Annotated in this window: 24 protein-coding genes; 12 read left to right on the forward strand and 12 right to left on the reverse strand. The window is 48.7% G+C overall.

Features of this window, described 5'->3' with window-relative positions:
* A partial coding sequence (locus tag C3B52_RS38210) for a transposase (protein ID WP_201264908.1) occupies nt 1–106 on the reverse strand: 106 nt, incomplete at its 3' end.
* A gap of 223 nt (nt 107–329) precedes the next feature.
* Entirely contained in the window at nt 330–1,250 is a 921-nt protein-coding gene (locus C3B52_RS18070; protein ID WP_103107799.1) for a proline dehydrogenase family protein, read from the reverse strand.
* 444 nt (nt 1,251–1,694) lie between these two features.
* Here C3B52_RS18070 and C3B52_RS18075 point away from each other — a divergent pair, with 444 nt between their 5' ends.
* From C3B52_RS18075 to C3B52_RS18085, 3 genes are read left to right on the forward strand one after another with little or no spacing between them, the layout of a single operon-like run.
* Nucleotides 1,695–3,218: a sigma-54 interaction domain-containing protein gene (locus C3B52_RS18075; RefSeq protein WP_373419733.1), complete on the forward strand. Its 1,524-nt coding sequence runs from the start codon at nt 1,695–1,697 to the stop codon at nt 3,216–3,218.
* Entirely contained in the window at nt 3,209–4,357 is a 1,149-nt protein-coding gene (locus C3B52_RS18080; protein WP_103107801.1) for a winged helix-turn-helix domain-containing protein, read from the forward strand. Before C3B52_RS18075 ends, C3B52_RS18080 begins: the two co-directional genes overlap by 10 nt.
* Before the next feature lie 59 nt (nt 4,358–4,416).
* A complete protein-coding gene (locus tag C3B52_RS18085) occupies nt 4,417–5,658 on the forward strand; it encodes an MFS transporter (protein WP_103107802.1) in 1,242 nt (413 codons plus the stop codon).
* Here the strand turns inward: C3B52_RS18085 and C3B52_RS18090 are convergent.
* From C3B52_RS18090 to C3B52_RS18105, 4 genes are all read right to left on the reverse strand, one after another.
* Nucleotides 5,630–6,748: a PQQ-dependent sugar dehydrogenase gene (locus C3B52_RS18090; protein WP_103107803.1), complete on the reverse strand. Its 1,119-nt coding sequence runs from the start codon at nt 6,746–6,748 to the stop codon at nt 5,630–5,632. The genes C3B52_RS18085 and C3B52_RS18090 overlap by 29 nt on opposite strands.
* 1 nt (nt 6,749) lies before the next feature.
* Nucleotides 6,750–7,589 (reverse strand): TrmB family transcriptional regulator, encoded by an 840-nt coding sequence (locus tag C3B52_RS18095; protein WP_103107804.1) that lies wholly within the window; start codon nt 7,587–7,589, stop codon nt 6,750–6,752.
* Nucleotides 7,590–7,608: 19 nt separating this feature from the next.
* Complete coding sequence (locus C3B52_RS18100) at nt 7,609–8,496, reverse strand: AEC family transporter (protein WP_103107805.1); 888 nt, start codon at nt 8,494–8,496, stop codon at nt 7,609–7,611.
* Nucleotides 8,497–8,709: 213 nt separating this feature from the next.
* Nucleotides 8,710–9,339, reverse strand: a complete 630-nt coding sequence (locus C3B52_RS18105) for a PilZ domain-containing protein (RefSeq protein ID WP_103107806.1) — start codon at nt 9,337–9,339, stop codon at nt 8,710–8,712.
* Nucleotides 9,340–9,457: 118 nt separating this feature from the next.
* Here C3B52_RS18105 and C3B52_RS36515 point away from each other — a divergent pair, with 118 nt between their 5' ends.
* A complete protein-coding gene (locus C3B52_RS36515) occupies nt 9,458–9,631 on the forward strand; it encodes a DUF5325 family protein (protein ID WP_164684826.1) in 174 nt (57 codons plus the stop codon).
* A gap of 11 nt (nt 9,632–9,642) precedes the next feature.
* On the opposite strand, the gene C3B52_RS18110 is transcribed toward C3B52_RS36515, so the two are convergent.
* The 3 genes from C3B52_RS18110 to C3B52_RS18120 form a co-directional block, all read right to left on the reverse strand.
* Nucleotides 9,643–10,698 (reverse strand): tetraprenyl-beta-curcumene synthase family protein, encoded by a 1,056-nt coding sequence (locus C3B52_RS18110; protein WP_103107807.1) that lies wholly within the window; start codon nt 10,696–10,698, stop codon nt 9,643–9,645.
* Nucleotides 10,699–10,771: 73 nt separating this feature from the next.
* Nucleotides 10,772–11,689: a response regulator gene (locus C3B52_RS18115; protein ID WP_103107808.1), complete on the reverse strand. Its 918-nt coding sequence runs from the start codon at nt 11,687–11,689 to the stop codon at nt 10,772–10,774.
* 4 nt (nt 11,690–11,693) lie between these two features.
* Entirely contained in the window at nt 11,694–12,974 is a 1,281-nt protein-coding gene (locus C3B52_RS18120) for a sensor histidine kinase (protein ID WP_103107809.1), read from the reverse strand.
* A gap of 144 nt (nt 12,975–13,118) precedes the next feature.
* Between C3B52_RS18120 and C3B52_RS18125 the strand changes: the two genes are divergently transcribed.
* The 3 genes from C3B52_RS18125 to C3B52_RS18135 are packed head-to-tail and all read left to right on the forward strand — an operon-like array spanning nt 13,119 to nt 16,572.
* Nucleotides 13,119–14,090: a TAXI family TRAP transporter solute-binding subunit gene (locus C3B52_RS18125; protein ID WP_103107810.1), complete on the forward strand. Its 972-nt coding sequence runs from the start codon at nt 13,119–13,121 to the stop codon at nt 14,088–14,090.
* Nucleotides 14,091–14,097: 7 nt separating this feature from the next.
* Nucleotides 14,098–14,628, forward strand: coding sequence for a DUF1850 domain-containing protein (locus tag C3B52_RS18130; RefSeq protein WP_103107811.1), 531 nt, complete (start codon nt 14,098–14,100; stop codon nt 14,626–14,628).
* Nucleotides 14,629–16,572 (forward strand): TRAP transporter permease, encoded by a 1,944-nt coding sequence (locus tag C3B52_RS18135; protein WP_103107812.1) that lies wholly within the window; start codon nt 14,629–14,631, stop codon nt 16,570–16,572.
* Between the two features lie 118 nt (nt 16,573–16,690).
* Here C3B52_RS18135 and C3B52_RS18140 read toward each other — a convergent pair whose 3' ends face one another.
* Nucleotides 16,691–17,539 carry a CvfB family protein gene (locus C3B52_RS18140; RefSeq protein WP_373419734.1) on the reverse strand — a complete coding sequence of 283 codons (849 nt, stop codon included), beginning with the start codon at nt 17,537–17,539 and terminating at the stop codon, nt 16,691–16,693.
* A gap of 287 nt (nt 17,540–17,826) precedes the next feature.
* Here C3B52_RS18140 and C3B52_RS18145 point away from each other — a divergent pair, with 287 nt between their 5' ends.
* The gene (locus tag C3B52_RS18145) at nt 17,827–18,606 is read left to right on the forward strand and encodes an undecaprenyl-diphosphate phosphatase (protein ID WP_164684836.1); all 780 of its coding nucleotides are present in this window, start codon (nt 17,827–17,829) and stop codon (nt 18,604–18,606) included.
* A gap of 35 nt (nt 18,607–18,641) precedes the next feature.
* Here the strand turns inward: C3B52_RS18145 and C3B52_RS18150 are convergent, their stop codons facing one another.
* Nucleotides 18,642–18,836 carry a hypothetical protein gene (locus C3B52_RS18150; protein ID WP_235615769.1) on the reverse strand — a complete coding sequence of 65 codons (195 nt, stop codon included), beginning with the start codon at nt 18,834–18,836 and terminating at the stop codon, nt 18,642–18,644.
* Between the two features lie 85 nt (nt 18,837–18,921).
* Nucleotides 18,922–19,269 carry a toprim domain-containing protein gene (locus C3B52_RS18155; RefSeq protein ID WP_103107816.1) on the reverse strand — a complete coding sequence of 116 codons (348 nt, stop codon included), beginning with the start codon at nt 19,267–19,269 and terminating at the stop codon, nt 18,922–18,924.
* Nucleotides 19,270–19,438: 169 nt separating this feature from the next.
* Between C3B52_RS18155 and C3B52_RS36520 the strand changes: the two genes are divergently transcribed.
* From C3B52_RS36520 to C3B52_RS18170, 4 genes are all read left to right on the forward strand, one after another.
* The gene (locus tag C3B52_RS36520; RefSeq protein WP_164684827.1) at nt 19,439–19,600 is read left to right on the forward strand and encodes a hypothetical protein; all 162 of its coding nucleotides are present in this window, start codon (nt 19,439–19,441) and stop codon (nt 19,598–19,600) included.
* Between the two features lie 145 nt (nt 19,601–19,745).
* Entirely contained in the window at nt 19,746–21,002 is a 1,257-nt protein-coding gene (locus C3B52_RS18160) for an MFS transporter (RefSeq protein ID WP_103107817.1), read from the forward strand.
* Nucleotides 21,003–21,126: 124 nt separating this feature from the next.
* The gene (locus tag C3B52_RS18165) at nt 21,127–22,461 is read left to right on the forward strand and encodes an ammonium transporter (protein ID WP_103107818.1); all 1,335 of its coding nucleotides are present in this window, start codon (nt 21,127–21,129) and stop codon (nt 22,459–22,461) included.
* Nucleotides 22,355–23,524: a DUF294 nucleotidyltransferase-like domain-containing protein gene (locus C3B52_RS18170; protein ID WP_235615770.1), complete on the forward strand. Its 1,170-nt coding sequence runs from the start codon at nt 22,355–22,357 to the stop codon at nt 23,522–23,524. Before C3B52_RS18165 ends, C3B52_RS18170 begins: the two co-directional genes overlap by 107 nt.
* The last annotated feature ends 2 nt before the right edge of the window (nt 23,525–23,526 follow it).

Here is a 23,526-nt window from a genome sequence, read left to right on the forward strand (position 1 = left end):
GTTCTGTCAAAACCTTTTTACGATACTTTGGGCAAAAGACAACGTGATATTTACAGTCAAATACGATATTGTGGTTAGTTTCCACTGATCTACTCAAAACCATCACCTATGGTTAATTATACCATACCGCGTTAGATGAATAGAACATATCTAACGCCGATACAAAAAGAACTATTTTTTGTTTGCTCTTAGCCCCCTAAAGGGGATACAGAGCAAAATGCCTTATATCCCCATAGCGAAAGCAAGGGGGTTTTACGACACGAATGATAACATGTTCGACCTATAAGAAAACACCCCCGGATTTTATTTCTCCGAGGGTGCTTGGTCTCTTACTTCGTAAACATACCTTTCAGAACGAACTTCACGTTTGCCGGGCTTTCCGCCAGACGACGCATGAAGTATCCGTACCAGTCGTTTCCATATGGAACATAGACGCGCATTTTGTAGCCTTCACGGGCCAGATCGATTTGGGACTGGGTACGAATTCCGTACAGCATTTGGAATTCAAACTGGGTGCGAGGAATGTTGTATTCCTTTTCCAGCTCCTTGACAAAGTTGATGATGTTGTCATCATGTGTAGCGACTGCTGCATAACCGCCGTTCAGCAGATGCTGCTTGATGATTTTTTTGTAGTTCTCATCTACGTCTGGCTTGTTCGGGTAAGCTACTTCAGGCGACTCTTTGTACGCACCCTTTACTAGACGGAAGTTTACTTTTTTGTCTTTGAGGCTGTCGATATCATCGGAGGCTTTGTACAGGTACGCCTGAATAACCGTTCCTACGTTATCGTACTCTTCCAGCAGCTCATTGAGAATTTCCATGGTCACATGATTGTGCGCATAGTCCTCCATATCAATCCGTACAAAAATGTTGCCCAATTTTTTCGCTACATCCAACGTACGTCTCATGTTCGTCATGCAAAGCTCGCGGCTGATGTCCAGACCCATGGATGTCATTTTCAACGATAGGTTGCAGTCTACACCAGACGCGGAAATCGCTTCCAATGTTTTGATGCAGTAATCAGCAGATTCATTTGCTTCCTCTACACTAAATACGAACTCTCCCAGATGATCCAGGGTGCACACGAGACCTTGCTCGTTCAGCTTGCGAACAGCACTGATCGCTTCTTGGATGGTTGCACCGGATACAAAACGACTGGCACCGAAACGCAGACCCCACTTTTTAGCTGCTGCGTTCAACGTTTGGTTTTTGGATAAGAATAGAAAAAAGTCCTTCATTGCTTGTTCCATCGTTGACTGTCTCCTCCTCAACGTACTCTACTCCTTTATACTTAGCACGAATCGTGCCAACCCACTTTCATTCGCTGCAGCTGCATTTTCAGGATATTGCCGGTTCAAAAGGCAGTATATTTCTTTCAACACATGTGTACATTTCGTGTCTATTCTTGTACACTTTTGATTAAATACTGTTTATTAGCGACAAGAAAGCCCGACATGTCCTCTTTCTTGTTAGTTTGTATAGGAAGTGATGTTTTGAAACCGTTATTTTCACTGGATAGCGTTGTTTCTTCGATTGCGATCCCTGTAAATCCTGCCCAGATCAGGATACGCGCTGGAGAAAAAGAAGGTGTGTGGATAGATGGAGAGCGTACGGTGAAGGTAATCGCTGTTCAAGAATCTGCAACTTTGGAGGAATCCACCAAACAGATTCGTTCCTTCCTGAATGACGAGGCGATGCCCGCCTTGGTCACGCTCAACGACGAGGGGATTCCGACTGGCATCATTTCCTCTCATCAACTGTTCGCTGCTTTTCTCACACTGGTTCAAAATCAGTCTGTTTTGCTCGGCACCCTGATGGATACGATGAGCGAAGCCGTTACCATCGTTGATTCCCGCAATGTCGTCCAGCATTGGAATCGAGCAGCTCAAACCATTTATAAAATTGATCGCTCTAAGGTAATCGGTACTTCTCTGGATGAGCATTTTGCCAGTGAATCCATTCGTCTGCTCGATGCGCTGCGGCAAGGAACCTCTGTTCAGCGCGTTTATCACATTCCACGTCCAGACAGTCACGTGTTAATTAATGCCGCGCCTATTCGGTTGGAGGGCCGCATCATTGGCGCCATTTCGATTGAACAGGATATTACAGAGCTGGTAAGGCTCAATGAGGAGCTGGCGCATACCACTGCCCACCTTCATAACCTGCAACAGGAAATGAGCCGTTTTCAAGCAGCAGACGATCCTTTTTATGCGATCAAGGGGCATTCGGCCTCAATTCAGTCTGCAATCAGCTCAGCCAAAAAAGTGGCGCAAACAGATGCGACCGTGCTCATTTACGGCGAAAGCGGTGTCGGCAAGGAGCTGTTCGCCAAAGCCATTCATCAGGCTAGCCGCCGTAGAGAAAAGCCATTCATCGCCATAAACTGTGGAGCGATCCCTGCTGCGCTGTTTGAAAGCGAGCTATTTGGTTATCAGGGCGGAGCTTTTACAGGTGCGGAGAAAAAAGGCAAGCCAGGCAAGCTGGAGCTGGCGCACGGAGGTACGCTGTTCCTCGACGAGATTGGTGAATTGCCGCTGGAATTACAGGTGAAGCTGCTGCGCGCCTTGCAGGAACGGCAATTTTACCGCGTGGGCGGGACCGAGCCGATTTCCGTCAATACGCGAATTGTGGCTGCCACCAATCGTCAGCTCGAACAAATGGTGTTCGATGGTCGGTTCCGCGAAGACCTCTATTACCGGCTCAATGTATTTTCTCTGGAGGTTCCTCCGCTGCGCGAAAGAAGTGAGGATCTGCCTGAGCTGGTGCAAATTTTTATCCATGAATATTCAGTGACCCATGAGCAGTCTGTTCCACGTATCGCCTCCGAGGTGATGCAAGCCTTGTTTGATTACAGCTGGCCAGGCAACATCCGGCAGCTGCGCAATGTCATTGAGCGCCTGTCCATTCTGCAGGAAAACGGCGTCATTTTGCCCGAGCATTTGCCTTCAGTCATTCGTTCTCACTCCAATGAGTCATTGCCACCTGCGACCGTTTCGAAGGGTACTGCCTTTTCACCTGCCATTGCTTCTCGTCCACTGCCACACTCTTTATACGCACCTGAGCCTGCCTCTACCGAGCGTGAGCGTATCGTCGCCGCTTTGGAGCGCACGTATGGCAACAAAAAGGCAGCAGCTGAGCTACTCGGCATGTCGCGAGGAACACTTTACAATAAAATGAGAAAATACAATATAAATGAGGGATCATTCGGATGGGGCTAATTACTTGGTCCGATGATAAATATGAAGTTCAGTACGCGGGAGAGACAATCGTACTGTTACCGAAGGAATACGCGTTGCTTCACTTTTTATTTACGGGGAAAAATCGGACGTTCTCACGTGAAAATCTGCTCGATCGTGTATGGGCATTAGAGGAGCCCACAGACCGCACTGTCGATGACCACATCTACCGCCTGCGCAAAAAGCTGCAAAAATGGTCACATCTGTTTACGATTGATACGGTTCGCGGGATAGGATATCGTCTGACCTGGAAACAGCAGCCACAGCAAGCGCTTCAGCCCGATGTTCTCAACCGCGGCTTCTCGGAAAGCATCCAAAAAATGCTGACCACCTACCACGGAATGGGGATGGGTGCTGCCATGCAGACTCTCTCAGCGAACCAGGAAGTACTCGGGTTTCGAATGGACCCTTTTTACGCGATGTACCTGCGGTTTATCACAGGCGATTTTGCTTGGTTTGTCGAGGACAAGACGGCTCCCATGGGGGATAAGCTGTTTTATCTTTTTCACCTGTATCACATGACGGAACCAGACTCCCGCAAAACACTTGACGTCTATCAACGGGTGTTGAGGGAACAGGCTGCCATGCCAGCCACTTTTCAGGATGAACTGCAGGTCAATGCGATTGCCTTGTACGCACGGGCTGGCGAATGGGAGCTGGCGAGACAGCAAGTAAGCAAAGCCAGGATAATCGTAGAAGGCCTGAATTCACAGGGCTTTACTCTATTTCTCCAAGCCGAGGAAACCATCCTTGCGATCCTCTCCGATCAATTGGAGGAAGCAGAAGAAATAATTCGCCGCTCGAAAGAAATACTCCTAACCGTCCCGATGCAGCGTGAACTGGGCAGCTTTACACTCATGCAAGGGATATGCATGTATCGTCGGGAACAATACGCTAAGGCCCGTCGTCTAATAGATGAGGGCATCGAAGTAATCCGTGCTACACAATTTGTCCCACACCTGATCTATGCCATCAATAACATTCTGCTCTTCTTTCAGATTTTCGACTGTGATCCAGAATGGGAGAACAAATACCAGAAAATTTGGGACGCCCTTTCAGAGGAGTATCAATTCGACTATTTGAAAAAGTCAATTCTGTGTATCCTCCCCTCATCCATTTGATATACCTCTGACAATTCCCTCTTATGATCGGAAGTAACAAATCCGATGGAGGGATTTTTTTGCTCAGGGAAAACAAAACATTTCGCAAGCTGTTTATCGCATATGGCCTCTCTACCTTGGGGGACTGGTTCGATTTTATTGCCGTTTCGATCCTATTGGGGTTTGTCTGGCAGGCTGATCCGATGACGATGGCGATTTTGCCGATTGCCTATGCTGCTCCAGGAATCGTGCTCGGACAGTTCGCAGGTGTGATGGCTGACCGCGTCAACAAAGTCAAAATGATGATTCTCATGGACGTGATTCAAGCGAGTTTGACACTGCTATTGCTCGCCATGCCGAATCCAGCCTGGTTTCTCGTGGTCATCGCACTCCGGTCGTGCGCTTCCGTCTTTAATGATCCCGCACAGCAGACGTTGACACGACAAATCGTCGCTCCCGACCAGCTGTTAAAAGCAACCTCGTTGAATGGTGCTGTCTTTCAAATGGGAAAGCTGATCGGTCCGCTTCTCGGAGGATTGGTTGCCGCATTTTTTGCACCTGCCATTTGCCTGATCATTAATGCAGGGAGCTATCTGCTTTCCACTGCCTTTTTATTGACCATTCGCCGTGTTGAGGATAATTTGCCACGTCCTGCCTCAAAGGATCGGGCACTGCCGCTGCGACAGGCATGGCAGGAGGGCTGGAGCGTCTTTTTGCAAAACCGCGTGTTATTGTATAGCACCCTCTTCGGCGTCGCCGCCATGATGTCTATCCAGTTGGCTGATGCTCAATTTCCAGTAATATTTCGAGAAAAAGTACCCCATAATCCGGAAATGGTCGGGTATTCGGTCAGCGTAATCGGACTCGGAGCACTTTTCACTGTAACCTGGCTGCAGCGCCTGAAGGAAATTCGGTCATACGGCTGGGTATTAGGCGGCGGTGTCTTCTTGATCGGCATTGGCTTTGCTGGGATCGGATTTTACCAGACTGGCGATGGGATGTATTGGATACTGGTTGCGTCTCTGATTGCAGGAATCGGAACAGGGCTTACCTCTGTTGGAACCAACTATCTCGTCCAAAAGGAAACCCCACCAGAAGCGCTCGGAAGGGTCAGAGGAATTATTGATTCGATCACAAGCGCCACCTTTATCATCGCTCCGCTTTTGGGAGGATTTTTGATGACGCTTTTGGGACCAAGTACCGCATTCTTGTGGGTCGGTCTTCTGATTACAGGAGTCGGGGCTGGCGCAATATTGATTCAGCGACTCATCTGGGGCAAGCCGAGAGCTGCCACTACTGTTGTTTCAAAACAAGCCGGATGATTTTGTCGTCGCCTTCCTTTGGCTCGCCGCGACCATCCCGGTTGTTCGTCAACAAATAGAGCGAGCCGTCTGGAGCTTCGACCACATCACGCAGCCTCCCGTACTGCTGTTGAAGCAAAGCGGTGGATTCGCGAACCTTATCCGGCTGATTCGGGTCTATCGAGATTCGTTGCAGCTGCTCACCGCGCAGATTGGCAACGAGCAGCTCACCGGCCCATGGCCCTTTCGATATAAATGTCATTCCTGATGGCGCCCAGGTAAGGTCCCCGCTTTGCAGGATCGGTGACTTCATCCCTGCTCTTTGCTCCGTGCCTTGTATTTCTGGCCAGCCATAATTAACTCCAGCTTCAATCCGATTGATCTCATCATGCGCGGACTGACCATGCTCAGAGCTGTACAAAAAGCCTGTTTGCGGGTTCCAGGCGATTCCCTGCGGATTGCGATGTCCCCAGCTATATATAGGTGAGCCAGGGAAAGGATTTTCCGCAGGAATCGTTCCATCCAGATTGATTCGCAAAATTTTTCCTGCGAGACTGGCTCGATCCTGAGCTAGCTCGGGCCTCCTCGCATCTCCTGTCGTTATGTAAAGACGTTGATCAGGGCCAATTTTGATTCGGCCTCCATTGTGGATCGCACTACCTGGAATTTTATCGATCAGCACCTTGTCGATGACAGCCTGGTTGTTATTTTCCCGTAGTCGGAGTACGCGATTGTACGTGTTTTGTCCTTCCCGATACGTCTGGTACACATACACATAATGATTGTGGGCAAATTGAGGGTCAAGCACTAGCCCGAGCAGCCCTCCCTCTCCCTCACTGACAAAAGGAGCTGGGAAGGAAATAAGCGGCTCGGGCAACAGCTTGCCTGCTTGAATGATTCGCACTCTCCCCGGTCTTTCTGTAAAGAAGATGCGACCGTCCGCCGCGAAGTCCAATTCCCACGGAACATCGAGCTGCTGTGCAGCTACCTCAACTGTGTACGGAAACGGTTGCTGATTTGGCTCCGACCCGTCCACATTGTTGGCTTCACAGGCAACAACAGGCACACCCAGAACCATAACTAGCAAAATGCTTAGCCATTTATTCCACATCTCATCCCTTCCTCTCATCCTGATTTGTCCAATACGATTCCGGCAGCATTTTTCTGCCAAAGAACTGTTCCATCTCAGGCAAAATCCATTTGTCGAGCTGTTCCTGGCTTCCTGCCTCCACGAGGCGATTGACGAGAATGTCATGCCATATATAATCTTCCATCAAAAAAATATGGACCGGATCATCGGTGTAATACGCATTTCCTTTTCTCTCTGCCGAATGTCCGTACAACAATTCTTTTCCATCAATCGATAAAACAAACCATCGTTCTTCTGTCTGCTTGTTGATATATTCATTGGTTCGGTGCTTATACAAGCCTGCCATCGGATTGTCCACATCAAACAGGATGCCTTTGATCGAGCAGCCTGCCTTTTCCTTTGCAAGCAGCTCGTTTTTCAGCTTGTCGTACATGGGCTCCCACATAGACAACAGAACCTGCTCCCTTGCTCGTCTGATCATGATGCGGCAAAAAGAAAGCACGTTGTCCTCGCCTCTGACCGTCGTAAGCGAGACGTCACTTTTCGGTTCACGCTTTTCCATCGTCCGCAATTCTTCAGAGACCTTGCTCCAGCTCTCTTCAAAAGACTGCTTCGCCTGATCGAGAAATACATCAACAGGAAGCGGCGCATAGCTTTTTGTCCCATCCTCCGCTTCCTCCAGCATGGCAATTCCGCGACTGACCAGCGTATCGAGCGTGTCGTATACGCGGGCGCGAGGAATGCCCGACTCCTTGCTGATCTGATATGCATTGGACGCGCCCAAGCTGACGAGCGCCATGTATGCCTTGGCTTCGTATTGATTGAATCCAAAAAGCTGGAGCTGCTCTAGTAATGTACTCACAATCTCTCTCCTTTTTCGTCTATGGTAAATGGTTCATCACAAACATCAGCGTAAACGGACTCGCAATCGTAGTCAGTAATATAATCATCGCCAAGCTGGTTGTATCTCTCTCCTGGTCTTTGGCCAGCAGCAATAAATTTAACGACGTGGGCATCCCAAACATGAGGATCATCACACTTTGCTCCACTTTGTCATCTGTCATCCATACAGCTAGCGGCCAGGCTACGAGTACCGGCAATATCAGCTTCACTATACTTACCTTTGCTGCATCCCATAGCCCTTCTTTTCCATAACGATTCTTGCGCATTTCTGCCCCTGTCAAAAGCAAGGTCAGCGGAAGCGTGGCACTGGCTGCCAAATTAAGAAAGGCGTCCAGCGCAGCAGGCATGGTCAGGTCCAAGCCTTTCCACAGTAAGCCAGCTATAACAGCGTATAAATACGGATTTTGCAGCACCCTCCGAAACTTGCCACTCCACTCCCGTTCTCCACCAACCTGCGCAAACCCGAAGAAAGCCATGTACAGGTTAAAAGCGAGGGAAACCGCCACCGCATACGGAACGGCATGTTCGCCGACTGCATAGCGGATCACCGCGAGACCAAAGTAACCAACATTCGCCAAGGTAGCAGCAAGGGCATTCCACTTCAGTTCCTCATGCTTCCACCTGAACAAGCGTCCAACAACTTGAATCAACAGCATATACACCAGCAGGGTGGTTACAAAAAAGTGCAGTACGATCATGCCGAGAGACTGCACAGATACCCCAGTGTGAACAAAAGATTGAAAAATCAAAATCGGAATAAGGTAATACAGACAAAGCTTCGCCAGTGAACGATTCTGTTCCTCTCTCCGTTGCGCAAAAAAGCCTAATGCCATAAAGCCGAAAACAACAACCATTGCTTGCAGCATAAAAAGCCCTCCTGTTAGTCACTACTGTAATAGTAACTACAAGGATGGCTTTTTGACAATACAAATTGCCTATCATTTACCGCCAAAAATAATTATGTAGGTAAGTTTTTTGGAACGAAAAGAAAACCTCAATCGAGGCCTTCTCTAAGGATGCTTTCTCATGAGGAAGGATTGATCAGGAGGCAGGTTCGAGAAGTGTACACTCGCTGATAATCAAAGAGTTTGTTCTATTTGGACTTGCCTGCGTTCTTCAATTTGCCGATGCAGTATATATTTGCGCAGATTGTGAAAATGGCGTGCGTTAATGCCTTTGATCGTGCCACCAAACAAATAATGTGGGCCTTCGATGCGCTCGTGAATGATTTGCAGCTCAGCCTTGACGACTCCGTCCGGGCGATTGCGTCCATACAACTCTACTGAAAAAACCAGCCCTTGTTCGCAAGGAATCGGTTTGTCCATACGAAACGCTAGCCCCCCCAAGCTCAAATTCACGAGATCAACCATATGGCTGTAGACAGAAAACAGCGAATCAGGCTCTTGGGTCGGATATTGAATCCAGCCTTTTACCTCCATATCAAATCTTGGATAGCGTCTGCGTTGTTCACGAAACTCAGTAGCCGTCGGTGAGTGAAACAAAAATAGCCGATTTTGATCTTTTGCCAGCACAACCGCATCAAAGTTACTAATGGTCTCATAATCAACATTCAATAAACAGGGGAGCTGGTCACCTACTGTCACATCCACCGGAGAAGAAAACACGACTTCTATCAGGTCGCCTTCTTCGTAGGTTACTTTCCCTTCAAACATCCGATTATTCTTTTTGAATTGTAAAATGCTTTCCATCTGCGGTATCCACCACTTCGCACAATATTTTACCGGGTTTTCCGGAATCTTTCCCTTGATATTTTTCGCGGAAAATAAGGTATAATGGGAACATTGACAGATAGGAGGTTACAGACCGATGAATCGTTATCAAATGGTAACACTGGCTTTGGCTTTTTGCGTAACCGCCTGTCTCATCGGAGTTGGCATTGCCATCGGGAAGAAAAGTCCCCTCGGTATCCTTGGCTGTATCGTAGTTGCCTTCTCATTGATGGGATTTGGCTTTTCGTACAAGCGCAAGCATATGCGCTAACCTCTTCTCCGTTATCGCCTTACAAGTAAGCTGTTCACATAAAACAGAACGGAAGGCAAGCCCTTCGCCTGTTTCAACAGTTGTTTGGCAATGGTATAGATGCGTGGCTGGCTGCGATTTACCTTACGATCCGCCAGATAGAATGCAACTAGCCCGTCAACGATCATACGGTGAAATGCAGGATTTGGCAAGCGTCTAACGCTTGCCTTTGCTTGCTGGATGAAAAATTGCAAGCGCTCTGTAGCTTCTTGCTCGGATAGATAGTAACTGACAAAGTTCAAATCTCCGCCAAGTCTGTCTTCTTCCAGGTCGATCAAGTAGTCAAGCAAAATATGTAAACCACACATCCACGGAAAATATGCCTCGCTCACTACCTCGATCTGCTCTTCCTTCACTCTGCTATCTGTCGCCATACAAAACAGGGCAAAAATACCGATGGTAGACCCTGTCACAGCGGCGAATTCCTGCCATTGTATATAGCCGTAACGCTCCTTGTGAAGATCCCACCAGGCAAACAGCTCTTGCTCGCGTAATTTTGGATCGATATGCTTATATACCTGCAAATCGCTATACAGACAGGAAAACTCAAGTACTTGCGATTGAATCTTCTCGTAAGCCGGCAGCTGTGCTGCGAACCTCTGACAGGTTTGGACCAAATCAGCGAGAAAGCCTCCGTCATCCTTGTCCTCTCGATACAAATAGTAATCTCGCAGTGGAGCGCCGGGAGTCAAGGCATCCTGCATCGATACATGCAGCTGTCTGAAATCTTGCGGATCAAGCGATGTACTGCGATCACACAAGTTGTCCAAATAATCACTGATCGTCTGATAAGCAACAATGAGAGGCACGATCGTTTCTACATGTCCCACTACTTGTGCGGCGTAGACACACCCGCCTTGACAGTGAAACTTCTTGGAGTCCATGCTGTCTTGTGCTTGCTTTCGTAGCTCCGGGTTGGGAATCGCCTGTGCCTTTTTATACCAGGCTGCAAACTCTCGCTCCAGCACAGGTTGTACATGGCGATAAACACGGTATAGTAACTGCCACGGATTACGTAGTTCGCTCACGAGCTTCCCTCCCAACAACAATAGAAATATCTTACCACATTTAGAGGCTCGCTCCAAAAAGTCAACTGCCACTTTACCCGATTCGTCTTTTTGACTCCATATAGAGCATAAAAATGAATTTTTTCGTGTTGATTCTCGGCGTCGCAGGCAAAGCTGATTCCATCTGACCCTCCAGCTCCCGCATGCGCTTTCGCACCTCCGTAAAATCAAAAAAGGTAGACGCGTAGCTCTCGAATTTCGGATGACTAAAGTCTGTCAGTCCCAGTGAAGCGAGGTGAGTCAATGCCTGGTAAATAGCGCGGCGCACTCTTTGCTCTGCTGCCTTCATTTCTTTTTGAGCCATAGGTCCAGCCCCTCGCTTATGAGCGGCTACCTGCAAAAAGATTTCGCGCAAGGAAGGGAAGCGGGCATCTTGCGTATTCTCCTTTTCCCAGCGATCGAGAAAGTCCATCATATCAAGAAGATCCTTGCTTCCATTTTCACTAATCAGCCCCAGCTCCGTGAGCAAGTACCTTGCCGAAGACAAAATGCTTTGCTGCGAGGAGATCTGCTCCTTGCTCGCCTGCACCGCATTGGCTGTTGTCAGGACGCTCAAAGATCGCTGAATCTCCCCGATGAATTGCTGCAGGCGGATGCGTTCCTTGACCTTTTGCAAAACACTGACTACCTCCAGCCGATTTATCGGCTTGGTCACATAATACTCAATTCCATACGAGTAGGCTTCTGCAATCAGTTCTTTCGTTTCAATCTGGGAGATCATGACGATTTTTCCGGGATAGCCGTTCAGCTGACGTACTGTCTCAATCCCATCCCGATTCGGCATCAACAAATCAATGAGCAGGATATCAGCTTGCTTCCATTCCAAAAAATTGCTATCGATTTGGGAGCCATCCTCTGCCTCTCCGCAAACCTCCCCCAGATCAGCATCCTCAATGATTTGAGTCAGCATCAACCGAATAGCAGGGTCATCATCCGCAATGAAAAAGCGCATATGCTCACCCTTTCTGTATCAAACTTGCAACTGGCAAGCGAATGTCAAATACAGTGGTGTATCCTTCGGCTGGTTCTTTTATGTCGATGTTCCCTTGCAGATTCGTAATCATTTCTTTTACATAGGACAAACCAATCCCGGTAGAAGGGTTCCCCTGACTATCATATTTGGTCGTAAACCCGGGAATAAACAGCAGCTCCACATCTTTCACCGCAATGCCTGGCCCATCATCCGCGATACAAAAGCGAATCCACTCTTCCGTTTCATTCATCGTAACCCCGATGGACACCGTTCCCCGATCCGCAATAGCTTCCACGCTATTGGCAACCAGATTGTTGATAAGTGACAGCGTCGTGTAAATATGACAGGACAAATAAGGAATTTCCACCCTGGATGTGAAGCGAATATTTTTATCGAGCAAGCGAGCATACTTTTCCTGCGCATGGACAACGATTGTCACGAGCTCGCCAAGCGGCATATAATCGCGGGCATTTTCATCAGAAATCAGCTTGGAGAGACCAGCGTAAATCCGCTGATTATCTTTTTTGACTTCATGAACCTGTCCAGCAATGAGCAGCAGCTTTTTGGCATATTTATTGCTGTCAGCAACGTCTACCCGCTCCTTCATTTCACGGTAAAGCTCATAGCACTCCCGTGTGATGTCCTCCACCTGATGCAATGTTTTTTTCAGATGAATCGATTCCTCGTACAAATTAGAGACAAGCATTAAAACGCGTTCATTGCGAATCCGCTGCTCCTGCTCCATCCATTTGGCATGGCGCAGCTGAATCATGCTAAAAAAGCTGAGAACAAAGAAACTGCGAATGACTGCGATGACCGCAATCTGTCCCACTACAGATAATTGAAAGACCCCTTCCCAGGATGGAGAGCGAAAGGAAAGCTCGACTAAATTGGCCGTAATTTCAGCGAACGTCCCTAAAATGCCTACCAAAAGGGGGCGATGATGAAGCGTGTTTACACAAAATACTGAAAAAAGACAGGCAAATACGGCGTAAAAGAAGAAGGCTGGCAGATGCATGTGAAATGAGTGCAGGAAGGAAAAGGCATCAAGATAGAAAAAATCCAAGACAATTCTAAATAAAACGACAATTATCCCCGTTAAAATTCCTGCTAGCAAAGAAGGGCGCAGCCAGAGCAATAAAAAGAAAAACGCGGTGGTTCCAAAGCTGACTCGAAATTCATCTTGGAACGGGTGAAATTTCAGCTCCCCAGCAATCGGGACAGCTAGCAGCATTAGCAAAAGAATGAATGTACTTTCTCTCATCAAAACATGTGCCCGCTCTCTCTATCTGTATTATTCCTATTTTACTATATTTTTCTATAGATATTTGTAGTTTTTTATAGTCAGACCTTTAAAATTCAATCGAAAACAGAAAATACAGAACTTTTTTGACGAGGGGGATTCTTTTTGAAAAAGCGCGGTTTTCTTCTTTCATTCGTTCTTCTTGTAACTATGTCGCTGGTGGCAGCATGTGGTGGCAACAGTGCTTCCAGTGGCAATAACGACCCTTCACAGCTTGTCATAGCAACAGGCGGAACCGGAGGCACCTATTATCCATTAGGCGGGGGCATGGCAGACCATATTACCAAAAATGCCGGAATTACTGCAACTGCCCAAGCCACTGGTGCTTCCGCGGAGAACATTCGCCTTTTGCGCGACAAGAAGGCAGATATCGCCTTTACACAAAATGACATCGCAGAATACGCCTCCAAAGGGACCAACATGTTTCAGCAGGATGGAAAAATTGAGGCCTTCCAAGCCTTGGGTGCCCTGTATGACGAAACAATCCAGATCGTTGTTTCCGCTGACAGCAACATTAAGAACGTAGCTGATTTGAAAGGAAAACGCGTTTCCGTTGGAGCACCTGGCAGCGGTACTGAAGTAAATGCCCAGCAAATATTGGAGGCATACGGCTTGACCTTTGATGATACCAAGCTCCAGCGACTGTCCTTTGCCGATTCAGCCAAAGCCATCCAGGATGGTCAGCTCGATGCTGCGTTCCAGACAGCAGGTACACCGACTGCTGCGATTACGGAGCTCGCTGCCACAACAGGGGTAAAGATCATCCCGATAGACGCAGACAAAATCGATGCCATCATCGCCAAGTATCCATTTTATGTAAAAACGGTTGTGCCAGCGAATACGTATCAGACCGTTCCGGAAGAGGTAACAACCGTTTCGGTTAAATCCATGCTGTTGGTCCGTGCTGATCTAAGCGAAGACCTCGTATACAAGGTGACAAAGGCCATTTTTGAAAATACCGACAAGCTCGGTCACGCCAAAGCCAAAGAAATCAAAATGGAAAGTGTACTGGCTGGCGTAAGTATTCCGATCCACCCCGGAGCGAAGAAATACTTTGATGAAAAAGGCGTGAAGTAGACAAAGTATGCTGCTTTCAAAAGATGTAGCAGCTACAAAAGGGCGGACCGCGTTCCGCCTTTTCTCCTTCCTTCTACTCCTTGCTGTCGCCTGCATCCTGACTGTCCCAATGCACACCTCGCTCGTCATCCGTGATGCTCAAACCCAGAAGCTCGTTTGGAGCAGCAGGCTTGGTGAGCAGGGCGAATTTTCCATCCGTTGGATACACTCGATACATCGCTCAGCAGTTGAAGAGCACTACCGTGCTGCAGACGGCAAGCTCATTTTGTCCGAGATGACCTTTCATGATTATGGCATCGGAATGGAAAATGAATTGGCACCCGGTGAGGAGCTGGTGATTGCAAATGGGCAATTTCTCCTCCGCAACATGCATCGGGTTTTTCCAGCTCTACACTTGTTTATTGGACAAATCCGCGCAAACCACACTTTGCTTTTGGCAGGTCAAGAAATTCCTTTACACCTGGTTGCGTTGCCAGGAGCAGCCATTACTATAAAGACCGAAAAGCGATCCATAATGAGCGAGTTAGGAGGTTACTAGATGAGTACACCAAACATGAGTCAGCAAGAAATGGATAAGCTGATAGCTCAATACGACAAAGAATCTGCTGTACGCCAGCTCGCAGGTCCAATGAAGTGGATCACTTTTTGCCTTTTGGTCCTCTTTTCCCTCTATCAGCTATCCAGCACTCTCTTTTTTACGATTCCTCCCCAAATCCATCGCCCCATCCATCTGGCATTTGGCCTTTGCCTCGTGTATTTGCTGTATGCCGGAAGAAGCAAAGGGGATAGCAACAAGATCGGAGTCATCAATATCCTGCTTGCGCTTTTAGGTGTTGCCGTCACCCTGTATTGGGTCGTGGATTACGAGGGACTGGTAACCCGCACAGGCAATTACACCTCGCTGGACATGGTCGTTGGGGGCATTGCCATTCTTCTCGTGCTGGAGGCTGCCAGACGCGTAGTCGGTCTGCCTATCACTCTCATCGCCACTATTTTTTTGCTGTATACGTATCTCGGTCCCTACATGCCAGGCTTTTTGGAACACAGAGGCAGCGATCTCTCGCGAATCATCGGTCATAGCTACTATACGCTGGAAGGCATACTTGGAACGCCCATCGCTGTTTCCTCTACGTTTATTTTCCTATTTGTATTATTCGGGGCCTTTCTGGAAAAGACGGGCGTCGGCGAATATTTCAACGATTTGTCCCTGGTTGTAGCAGGTAGACGGATCGGCGGCCCTGCCAAGGTGGCTGTTTTCTCCAGCGCGCTCCAAGGCACGATCAGCGGCAGCTCGGTTGCAAACGTCGTCACATCAGGTGCCTTTACCATCCCGATGATGAAACGGCTCGGCTATCGCTCCGAATTCGCCGCAGCTGTCGAGGCCTCTTCTTCTACTGGCGGGCAAATCATGCCTCCCGTCATGGGCGCAGCCGCCTTTTTGATGGCGGAATTCATCGGGGTACCGTATCTGGAAATTGCAAAATCGGCTGCACTGCCAGCAATTCTGTTTTTCGTAGGTATCTGGATCATGACACACTTCGAGGCCAAGCGTCTCGGGCTGCGCGGATTGACGAAGGAAGAGCTGCCTAACAAAAAAGAGGTGCTGAAAAAAGCCTACCTGCTGCTCCCGATCGTCATCATTATTACGGCACTTATGATGAATTTTTCGGCGGAGCGCTCCGCGATTATCGGTATCGTTTCCACAATCGTAGTAGGTGCCTTTCGCAAGGAGACGCGAATGTCTGTTGCAGACATTTTGCAGGCGCTTGCTTCCGGTGCTCGCATGGCGCTGGGTGTCGTAGCAGCAACCGCCTGCGCCGGCATTATCGTCGGTACGATTACGCTGACGGGAATTGGCTTGAAGCTGGCCAATGGGCTGATTGATCTAGCGGGCGGCGAGCTTTTCCTCACGCTGTTTTTTACTATGATCGCCTCATTGATCCTTGGCATGGGCACCCCTACAACTGCCAATTACATCATCACCTCTACCATCGCTGCGCCCGCGCTCGTCCAGCTTGGTGTCCCAGTCATAGCCGCCCATATGTTTACGTTTTATTTTGGCATCGTCGCTGATATCACTCCACCAGTTGCGCTGGCTGCCTTTGCCGCATCGGGTATCGCCAAGTCAAAACCGATCAAGACCGGGATTGAGTCCACCCGATTATCGATTGCAGCTTTTATGGCCCCATACATCTTTGTCGTATCCCCTGCCTTGCTTTTGATCGATACGACCTTTACCGAATCGCTCTGGGTCATGCTTACCTCCACCCTCGGGATGATCGGTGTAGGTGCAGGACTGATCGGTTATTGGATGGCTAAGCTGAATATACTGGAGCGAATCGCAGCTGTCGCAGGCGGAGTGCTTGCCGTCATTCCAGGCATCGAGAGTGATATCGCGGGGTTCATCCTGCTTGCCGCCGTTTTCGGTCTGTCTTACCTAAAAAGTCGCAAGCAAAAAGGGCAAATTCAAACAACCGTATAAAAGGGCTAGGAAGAGAAAAGCCTCCTGCCCAGACACCCTGGCGACGACACACAAAAGAAACCCTCCCAGACGTAGGTTCCGTTTCAAAGGAACACTAACGACTTGGAGGGTTTACTTATTACTGCGGGTTATTATCGATGACTTTTGTCCAGCCGTCTACTTGCTCTACACGCCGTTCTTTCATCAGCTTGCCAAGCGCTCGCTTGAAGCTGGACTTGCTCATTTGAAACTTCTCGCGAATGATGTCAGCATCCGTGCTGTCTGTATACGGCATCGCGCCGTTACGGTTATTCAAGTACTCCAGCAGCTTGTCCGCATCTTCGCCGTATTTTACTTCTTTTCTCACCTTCATGGAGCCGTTCAAGCGTCCGTCCTCACGCACGTAGCTCACACGGCAGCTGACGGTTTGTCCCATTCTCATGCGACCTTCCATCTCGTCCCGATGAATAAACAAGATGTGATCGTCCTCTGTCAGCAAAAAGGCTCCTGCCTGGATGACCTTGTACACCGTTGCTTCGACCTGCTTGTTTTTCATCTGCGCATCGGCAGGTACCGCAAATTGTGTGATTTCATTTTCCGTTACAGGCTTTGCCAGCAGTCTGCCCAGCTTGTCACGCTTCAAGGCTACGAGCAAGCGGTCTTTTGGACGCGGCCATTCATCAGTGAGCTTTGGCAGATCGTCTATGAACAACAGCAAGTCCTTGTTGATTCCATTGTCCAAAAATACGCCCATTCGCGGAGAAATATCCACGACCTCTAGCCACCCGTACTCGCCCATAGCGACATACGGCATAGCCATCGTCGCGGCCAGCCGATTTTCGTGATCGTGGTATAAAAACACCTCTACCTCTTCGTCCATATGCAAACGTCCACGAGCTTCATTTACGTGAAGAAATACTTCATCCTTGCCTGAACGCAAAAAATAACCGATGTCGGTTTGACGGGCTACTGTCATTTCCAAAGTCATTCCCGCCAACAAATTGCTCGGGGATGCAACTTTTGGTGCGACTTTTGACGCGGGTTTTCGCCGCTCCGGTCTTCTTCCATTGTACATTCGTTCTTTTCCTCACTCTCTTCCTCTATGCACCCTAACTATACCCATCAACGAGAAGAAAATACCACAACTTTTTTTACCTCTTTTTGCAAAGTTGGCAAGTCTTCTCCTGCCATTCATACATATAGCAATAAGGGCTTGGCTTACGCTTCCCGCAATTTTTACTCTACCCTGATGCAGATAGGAGTGACTCTTTGGCGATGCTGCTTTTGCTTGAACATATCTTTTTAGGGATTGTCCAAGGCTTGACTGAGTTTTTACCCATTTCCAGTACAGGTCATCTGGTTTTGTTTCGCAAGCTATTCGGTCTCCAGGATATCGGCCTGCTCTTTGACACGATGCTTCATTTCGGGACATTGATCGCTGTGGTGATTGTCTTTTGGCCACAGATTCGCTTTATTTTGATGAACCCTTTTAGCAAGCTGACAAAGCTGCTGCTCGTCGGTACGATCCCCACTGCTGTTATCGGACTTACGTTTGAGGATTTCTTCGAAGAAATATCGCAAACCGGAGTAACGATCGGCTGGGAATTCCTCGTGACCGGAGCCATTCTGTGGGGAGTCGAATCCATGCGTCGCGGACACCGTAAATTTGATGAGATCAGCTATACGGATGCGCTGATCATTGGCACTTTGCAGGGTGCCGCGATACTGCCCGCCATCTCCCGTTCAGGCTTAACCATAGCCGGAGCGCTGATGCGAGGGATTGAACGTGCCGATGCTGCCCGCTTTTCGTTTTTGCTGTCCTTGCCGGCAATCCTCGGGGCTTGCTTGCTGCAAACCGTCAAGCTCGTAAAAGCTCCGATCGAAACCTCTCTTTTGGCACCTATGCTGGTCGGAACAATCTGTGCTGGAATTGCTGGCTATGTGGCGATTCGCTGGATGATGAAAATTATTAGCTCAGGCTCCATGAAGGGCTTTGCGATCTACGTATGGATACTGGGACTGGTCATTTTAGGCCTGCAATTTTTGGGACTGTAAAGGGCAAAAAAGCCGGCTGCATCTGTGCCGGCTTCTTATCTGCTCTCTTCCTTGTCAGGATATCGGCTTGCAATTAATTTGCCAACCAGCAAAATGATGCCATAAAATGCCGTTGCTAAAAGCGATGTTGCGAGCCACGTAGCCGTTCCCAAAATGAGATAAAGAGCCGCGTGACCAATAAAAATGCCGAGCAGCCAAACCATGATGTTCATGCGGTTTAAAAATGTCATCAGACTTCGCAAAGTACATTGCACCTCCACCAATCCATCTTTACTACTGTTATAGCCGATGAAAGGATGTTTTATCCCCAGACTGTCAATCCAGCTCCTGGTTGGGCACAATAACCGCAAAGCCAGCACGTTCCAAAATTTCTGCCAACACTGCAAGGGGTGTATTTGCTACTTCCCCATACATTTTCTGGGTATGGATATGGATCGCATCAGGAAAGTCCTCCACTAAGCAGGAGCGGAGCTTTTTCCCGCTGTAGTCTTCATCTGTAAACAAGTAAATTTCACTCGCCGCTTGCGCTTGCCTGGCGAGCTGCTCCCCTTTTTCGATACTGTAGGAGCCGTACGTACAAACGATCGTAACTGGCTCTGCAAGAACACGCAAAAGCCGTTCCTTATCCGTCTTCCCCTCGACGATGATGACACACTCATCCATGTCGCCATCCCCCTTTTTTCACAATAGCCTCACTTCTTATTGTAAGTATACCTGCTAACCGTACCCTCAAAACAACTATCGGGAAAAAGTGCCTGAGTACATTGTCTGCCCGTTTGGCATCGTAAGGTTGTGGCAGAAGTCATTTCAGAGAAAAAGGGGTGCTTATTGTATGGCAAAATGGAAAAGCGCAAAAAACTTGAATCAAAAGGGATTGGCTGTTGCCGGATTGACCAGCAGCACCGTTGCCGATGACACCCATACGGAAGAAAACCAAGGCTCATCCAAGCAACACGCCAATCAAAATACCAATGACAATCAGATCGAGCAATAGAAGCTACAAGAAAAGCCGAGAGATCGGCTTTTTTTACTATCACTTACTTCTTCTTTACTTTCTTTCTGTGCCTTGCTACGCTAGGTAAAAAAAACTCTATCGGAACATACTCAACATCAATCGTTACAGGACGGAGAGATTTCTTGTGGAAGCATCCACATCTTTATGGAAAAACGCATCGTACCTAAAGCTTTGGCTAGCTCAGCTGACTGCCAACATCGGGGATCAATGCTACAGCTTTGCCTTGCTCTGGTACTTGCTGCAAGCTACCAAATCAGGAACTGCCTTGAGCCTACTCGCTATTCCAGAAATGGTCGCCGGCCTGCTGTTTTATTTGATCGGCGGTGTTCTGGCAGACCGGTACAACCCAAAGCTATTGATGGTAGGGGCAGACCTCGCACGGATCGTGGTAGTCATTGCAGTTGGTATCATGGCGCTATTTGGAATTGAACAATTTTCCTTCTTTTTGGCCGCACAGTTTTTGCTGGGGTTATTCTCAAGCCTGTTTCAGCCTGCTAGGACAGTTGCGCTAAAAGCTATCGTCCCGCTAGAGCAGCTCGGCAAAGCCAACGCGCTATCAGACACAACCTTTCGAACTGTGCGAATTTTGGCACCTATGACGATCGGTTTGCTCGCTGCTTCTGTGCCGCTATCTACCCTGTTTTTTGTCAATGCAGCAAGCTATCTTGTATCGGTCTTTTTTCTTTATGCCATTCGCAGCTCTCTACATAATCGTTCCGAAACGGCTCCAAGTAAAATGACGCCGAAGCAATATGTGAACGACATTGCCCTTGGACTTGGCGAAATAAAACGAAACAAGCTCCTTTTTCTGGTTTTGTTATTCAGCAATCTGGGCTTCATCGTCTGGGTCATTTGCTACAACGTGGGCTTCCCCTTCCTCGCTGAGCGAATCGAGCAAGGGAACGGGAGTACACTAGCGATCCTGATCGGATTTTACGGCATCGGGAATTTGCTCGGCAGTCTCTACATGGCGCGCGCCTACTATACCAGGCACTTATTCCTCATTTTGATCGGGTGGTCGTTTCAAGCAGTCGGATTTTTGCTCCTGACCATTGGCAGTACTAGCCACTGGATCGCTTTTCTCGCAGCGGCGATTGCCGGTGTTGGCGGGCCTTTCTCCGGCATCCCTACCGTTACCGCTATCCAGTTGAAAGCAACGAATGAAAATACAGGCAAGGTTTTCGCAATCAACATGCTGCTGTTCACGTTTTTCGGAATGCTCTCTAGCATCCTCGGAGCAATCTGGCTCGGCAAATTACCTGTAGAGCAGCTGTTCCTCATAAGCGGGCTGTTCCTCACTTTGATTTGCTTTATTGGATTCACATTGGAGCGGCGCACACGCAGCCAGTCAGAACAAGAACACCAATCTCATTCTGCTTAAGCAGCAGAGATTGGTGTTTTTTCTTTTGTGAAAAAAGAATTGCAATTCATAATTTGACGTCATATAATCTGACATAAATAAAAATGATGTTAGTTTATCTGACATTTAAAAAGGAGTGGATGGAATGGAACCGACTGTTGCGCAACTCTCTGCCGCCATTGATGCCACATGGGTCATGGTATCTGCAATTCTGGTTATCCTCATGCAGGTTGGCTTTGCCCTCTTGGAGGCAGGCTCAACTCGCATGAAAAACGCCGGTCACGTCGCAGGGAAGACGATTCTAACGTTTGGAATATGCTCGATCGCATTTTGGGCTCTGGGCTTTGGGCTTACATTCGGGGATGGCAACTCGTTTATTGGACTCTCCGGCTTCTTCTTTGACGGAACACAAACAGACTCTTTCTCCGCATTTTCTGCGTCTTCCATTCCGATCTCAATCCTCTTTTTATTTCAGCTCGCCTTTGCTGCTGTCTCTCTCGCCATCGCTTGGGGCGGCTTCGCCGAGCGTGCCAAGCTGTCAATTTACTTTCTTTTCAGCGTCTTGTTTACCATCCTTATCTATCCCGTCGTCGGTCATTGGGTATGGGGTGGCGGCTGGTTAGCTCAGCTCGGTATGCAGGATTTCGCCGGCTCGACTGTTGTTCACCTGCAAGGGGCAATCGTTGCACTGGTCGCAACGATATTGTTGAAGCCACGGATCGGCAAATACAATCGGGACGGCAGCTCCAATTCTATACCCGGCCACAATCAGGTCTACTCGGTCTTGGGAGTACTCTTTCTGTGGATCGGCTGGTTTGGCTTTAACGCTGGCTCAACCCTCGGCAGCACTTCCGGATTCTTCGGCTACGTCGCCGTTACGACAAATCTGGCAACGGCAGCGGGCGCTGTTGCAGCACTCGCCATCTCCTGGATCGTAATGGGCAAAGCAGACATTCCAAGCATGTTAAATGGAGTACTAGCGGCTTTGGTAGCCATTACTGCATCCTGCGCCTTCGTCGATCCATGGGCTGCTGTCTTGATCGGAGGAGTGTCAGGTATTCTAACATTTTATACTTCCATCTGGTTTGATCGCATGGGCATAGATGATCCGGTCTTTGCTTTTTCCGTTCACGGTGTAGCTGGTATCTGGGGAACGCTTTCGACTGGACTCTTCGCTACACCGGAGCTGGCTGAAAAAGTAGGGGTTGGTGGTGCAGGGTTATTTTACGGGGGCGGCTTTCACCAATTAGGCATACAGGCCCTCGGTTTGGTCGGGTCTATGGCGTATGTCTTCGTTGTCGCTTTTCTTATTTTAGGCATTTTGAAAGCAACAATTGGTCTACGAGTTACTGAGGAAGAAGAGGTGGTTGGTCTTGATCTTAGCGAGCACGGGGGATACGGCTATCCCGAACTACTCCAGCCTGAACGCATACAGCCCCATACAGCGGTCAGAAGCAATGCCTCTCACACTCTCTCCTGAGCAAATTGAGAGGATTCAAAACGCGAAGTCGTTTCTCGAGCTGGCAAGCATACGGGAGCAATTGCTGGACCCGTCTCCCCTGCAGCTGATTACCCGCTCTAAAGAACTGGCTCCGTTTTCAATCGTCGTCAACCTGATCCATGACTGCATCACTAGACAAGGCGTCATGCTCGCTGTCAGTGAGCTCGTAAAAAGGGGCGCTGGTACTCCGCCCGTCCCTTTTGCCTTTTTGCAGTTCGGCAGTGGGGGCAGGTCCGAGCAAGCAATCATTAGCGATCAGGATAACGGTTTGATTTATTCGATTCCACCGCATTTGGACGCTTCAGAAATTGAAAAAGTGCATGCTTATTTTCATCTGCTTGGAGCAATGATCGTCACTGGCTTGGAGGAAGTCGGTTATCCGCCCTGCCAAGGAAATGTCACCTGCGTCTCGGCAAAATGGCGCGGCAGTGTAGAGCATTGGCTGGATCAGCTGGACCGCTGGGCTTCCCACCCGACATGGGAGCAAGCACGCTATTTGCTGCTCACCTGTGACGTCCGTGTTCTCTGGGGGGAATCAGCCGTTTTTGCTCCGGTATTCGTGCGACTGCGCCAATTACTATCCAACAATCCTTTCCTGCTGAGTCGCTTGGTCAGCAATACACTGCACTACCAGGTACCACTCGGCTTGTTTGGACGAATATTGCCAGAGGTGAAGGGACGCTTCCGTGGTGCTGTCAATGTGAAATACGGCATCTACCTCCCGATCATCAACTGCGTCAGGCACTTTGCCCTCGCAAACGGTATTTTTGCCAGTACGACCTTGGAACGGCTCGCCTCCCTGCGAGAGCGAGGCATTTGGAGCAGAGATTTTTGTGACGAGGTAGAGGACTTATTTCGCCAGCTGCTCGGTTTGCGGCTGATTCCTCCCCTTCACTGGGAAGACAGCCAATACATGAGCAACAGCTACATAAAGCTCGGGGAACTGTCTGCTGAAACAAGTGTGATGGCAAAATCTGCGATGAAGCTAGCTATTCGTCTGCAGCGAATGACAGCTAAGCTCCCGTCCGTCTTTCAAGGTTAGGG

It is taken from the genome of Brevibacillus reuszeri, from assembly GCF_002897295.1.
GTDB classification, from domain to species: Bacteria; Bacillota; Bacilli; order Brevibacillales; family Brevibacillaceae; genus Brevibacillus; species Brevibacillus reuszeri_A.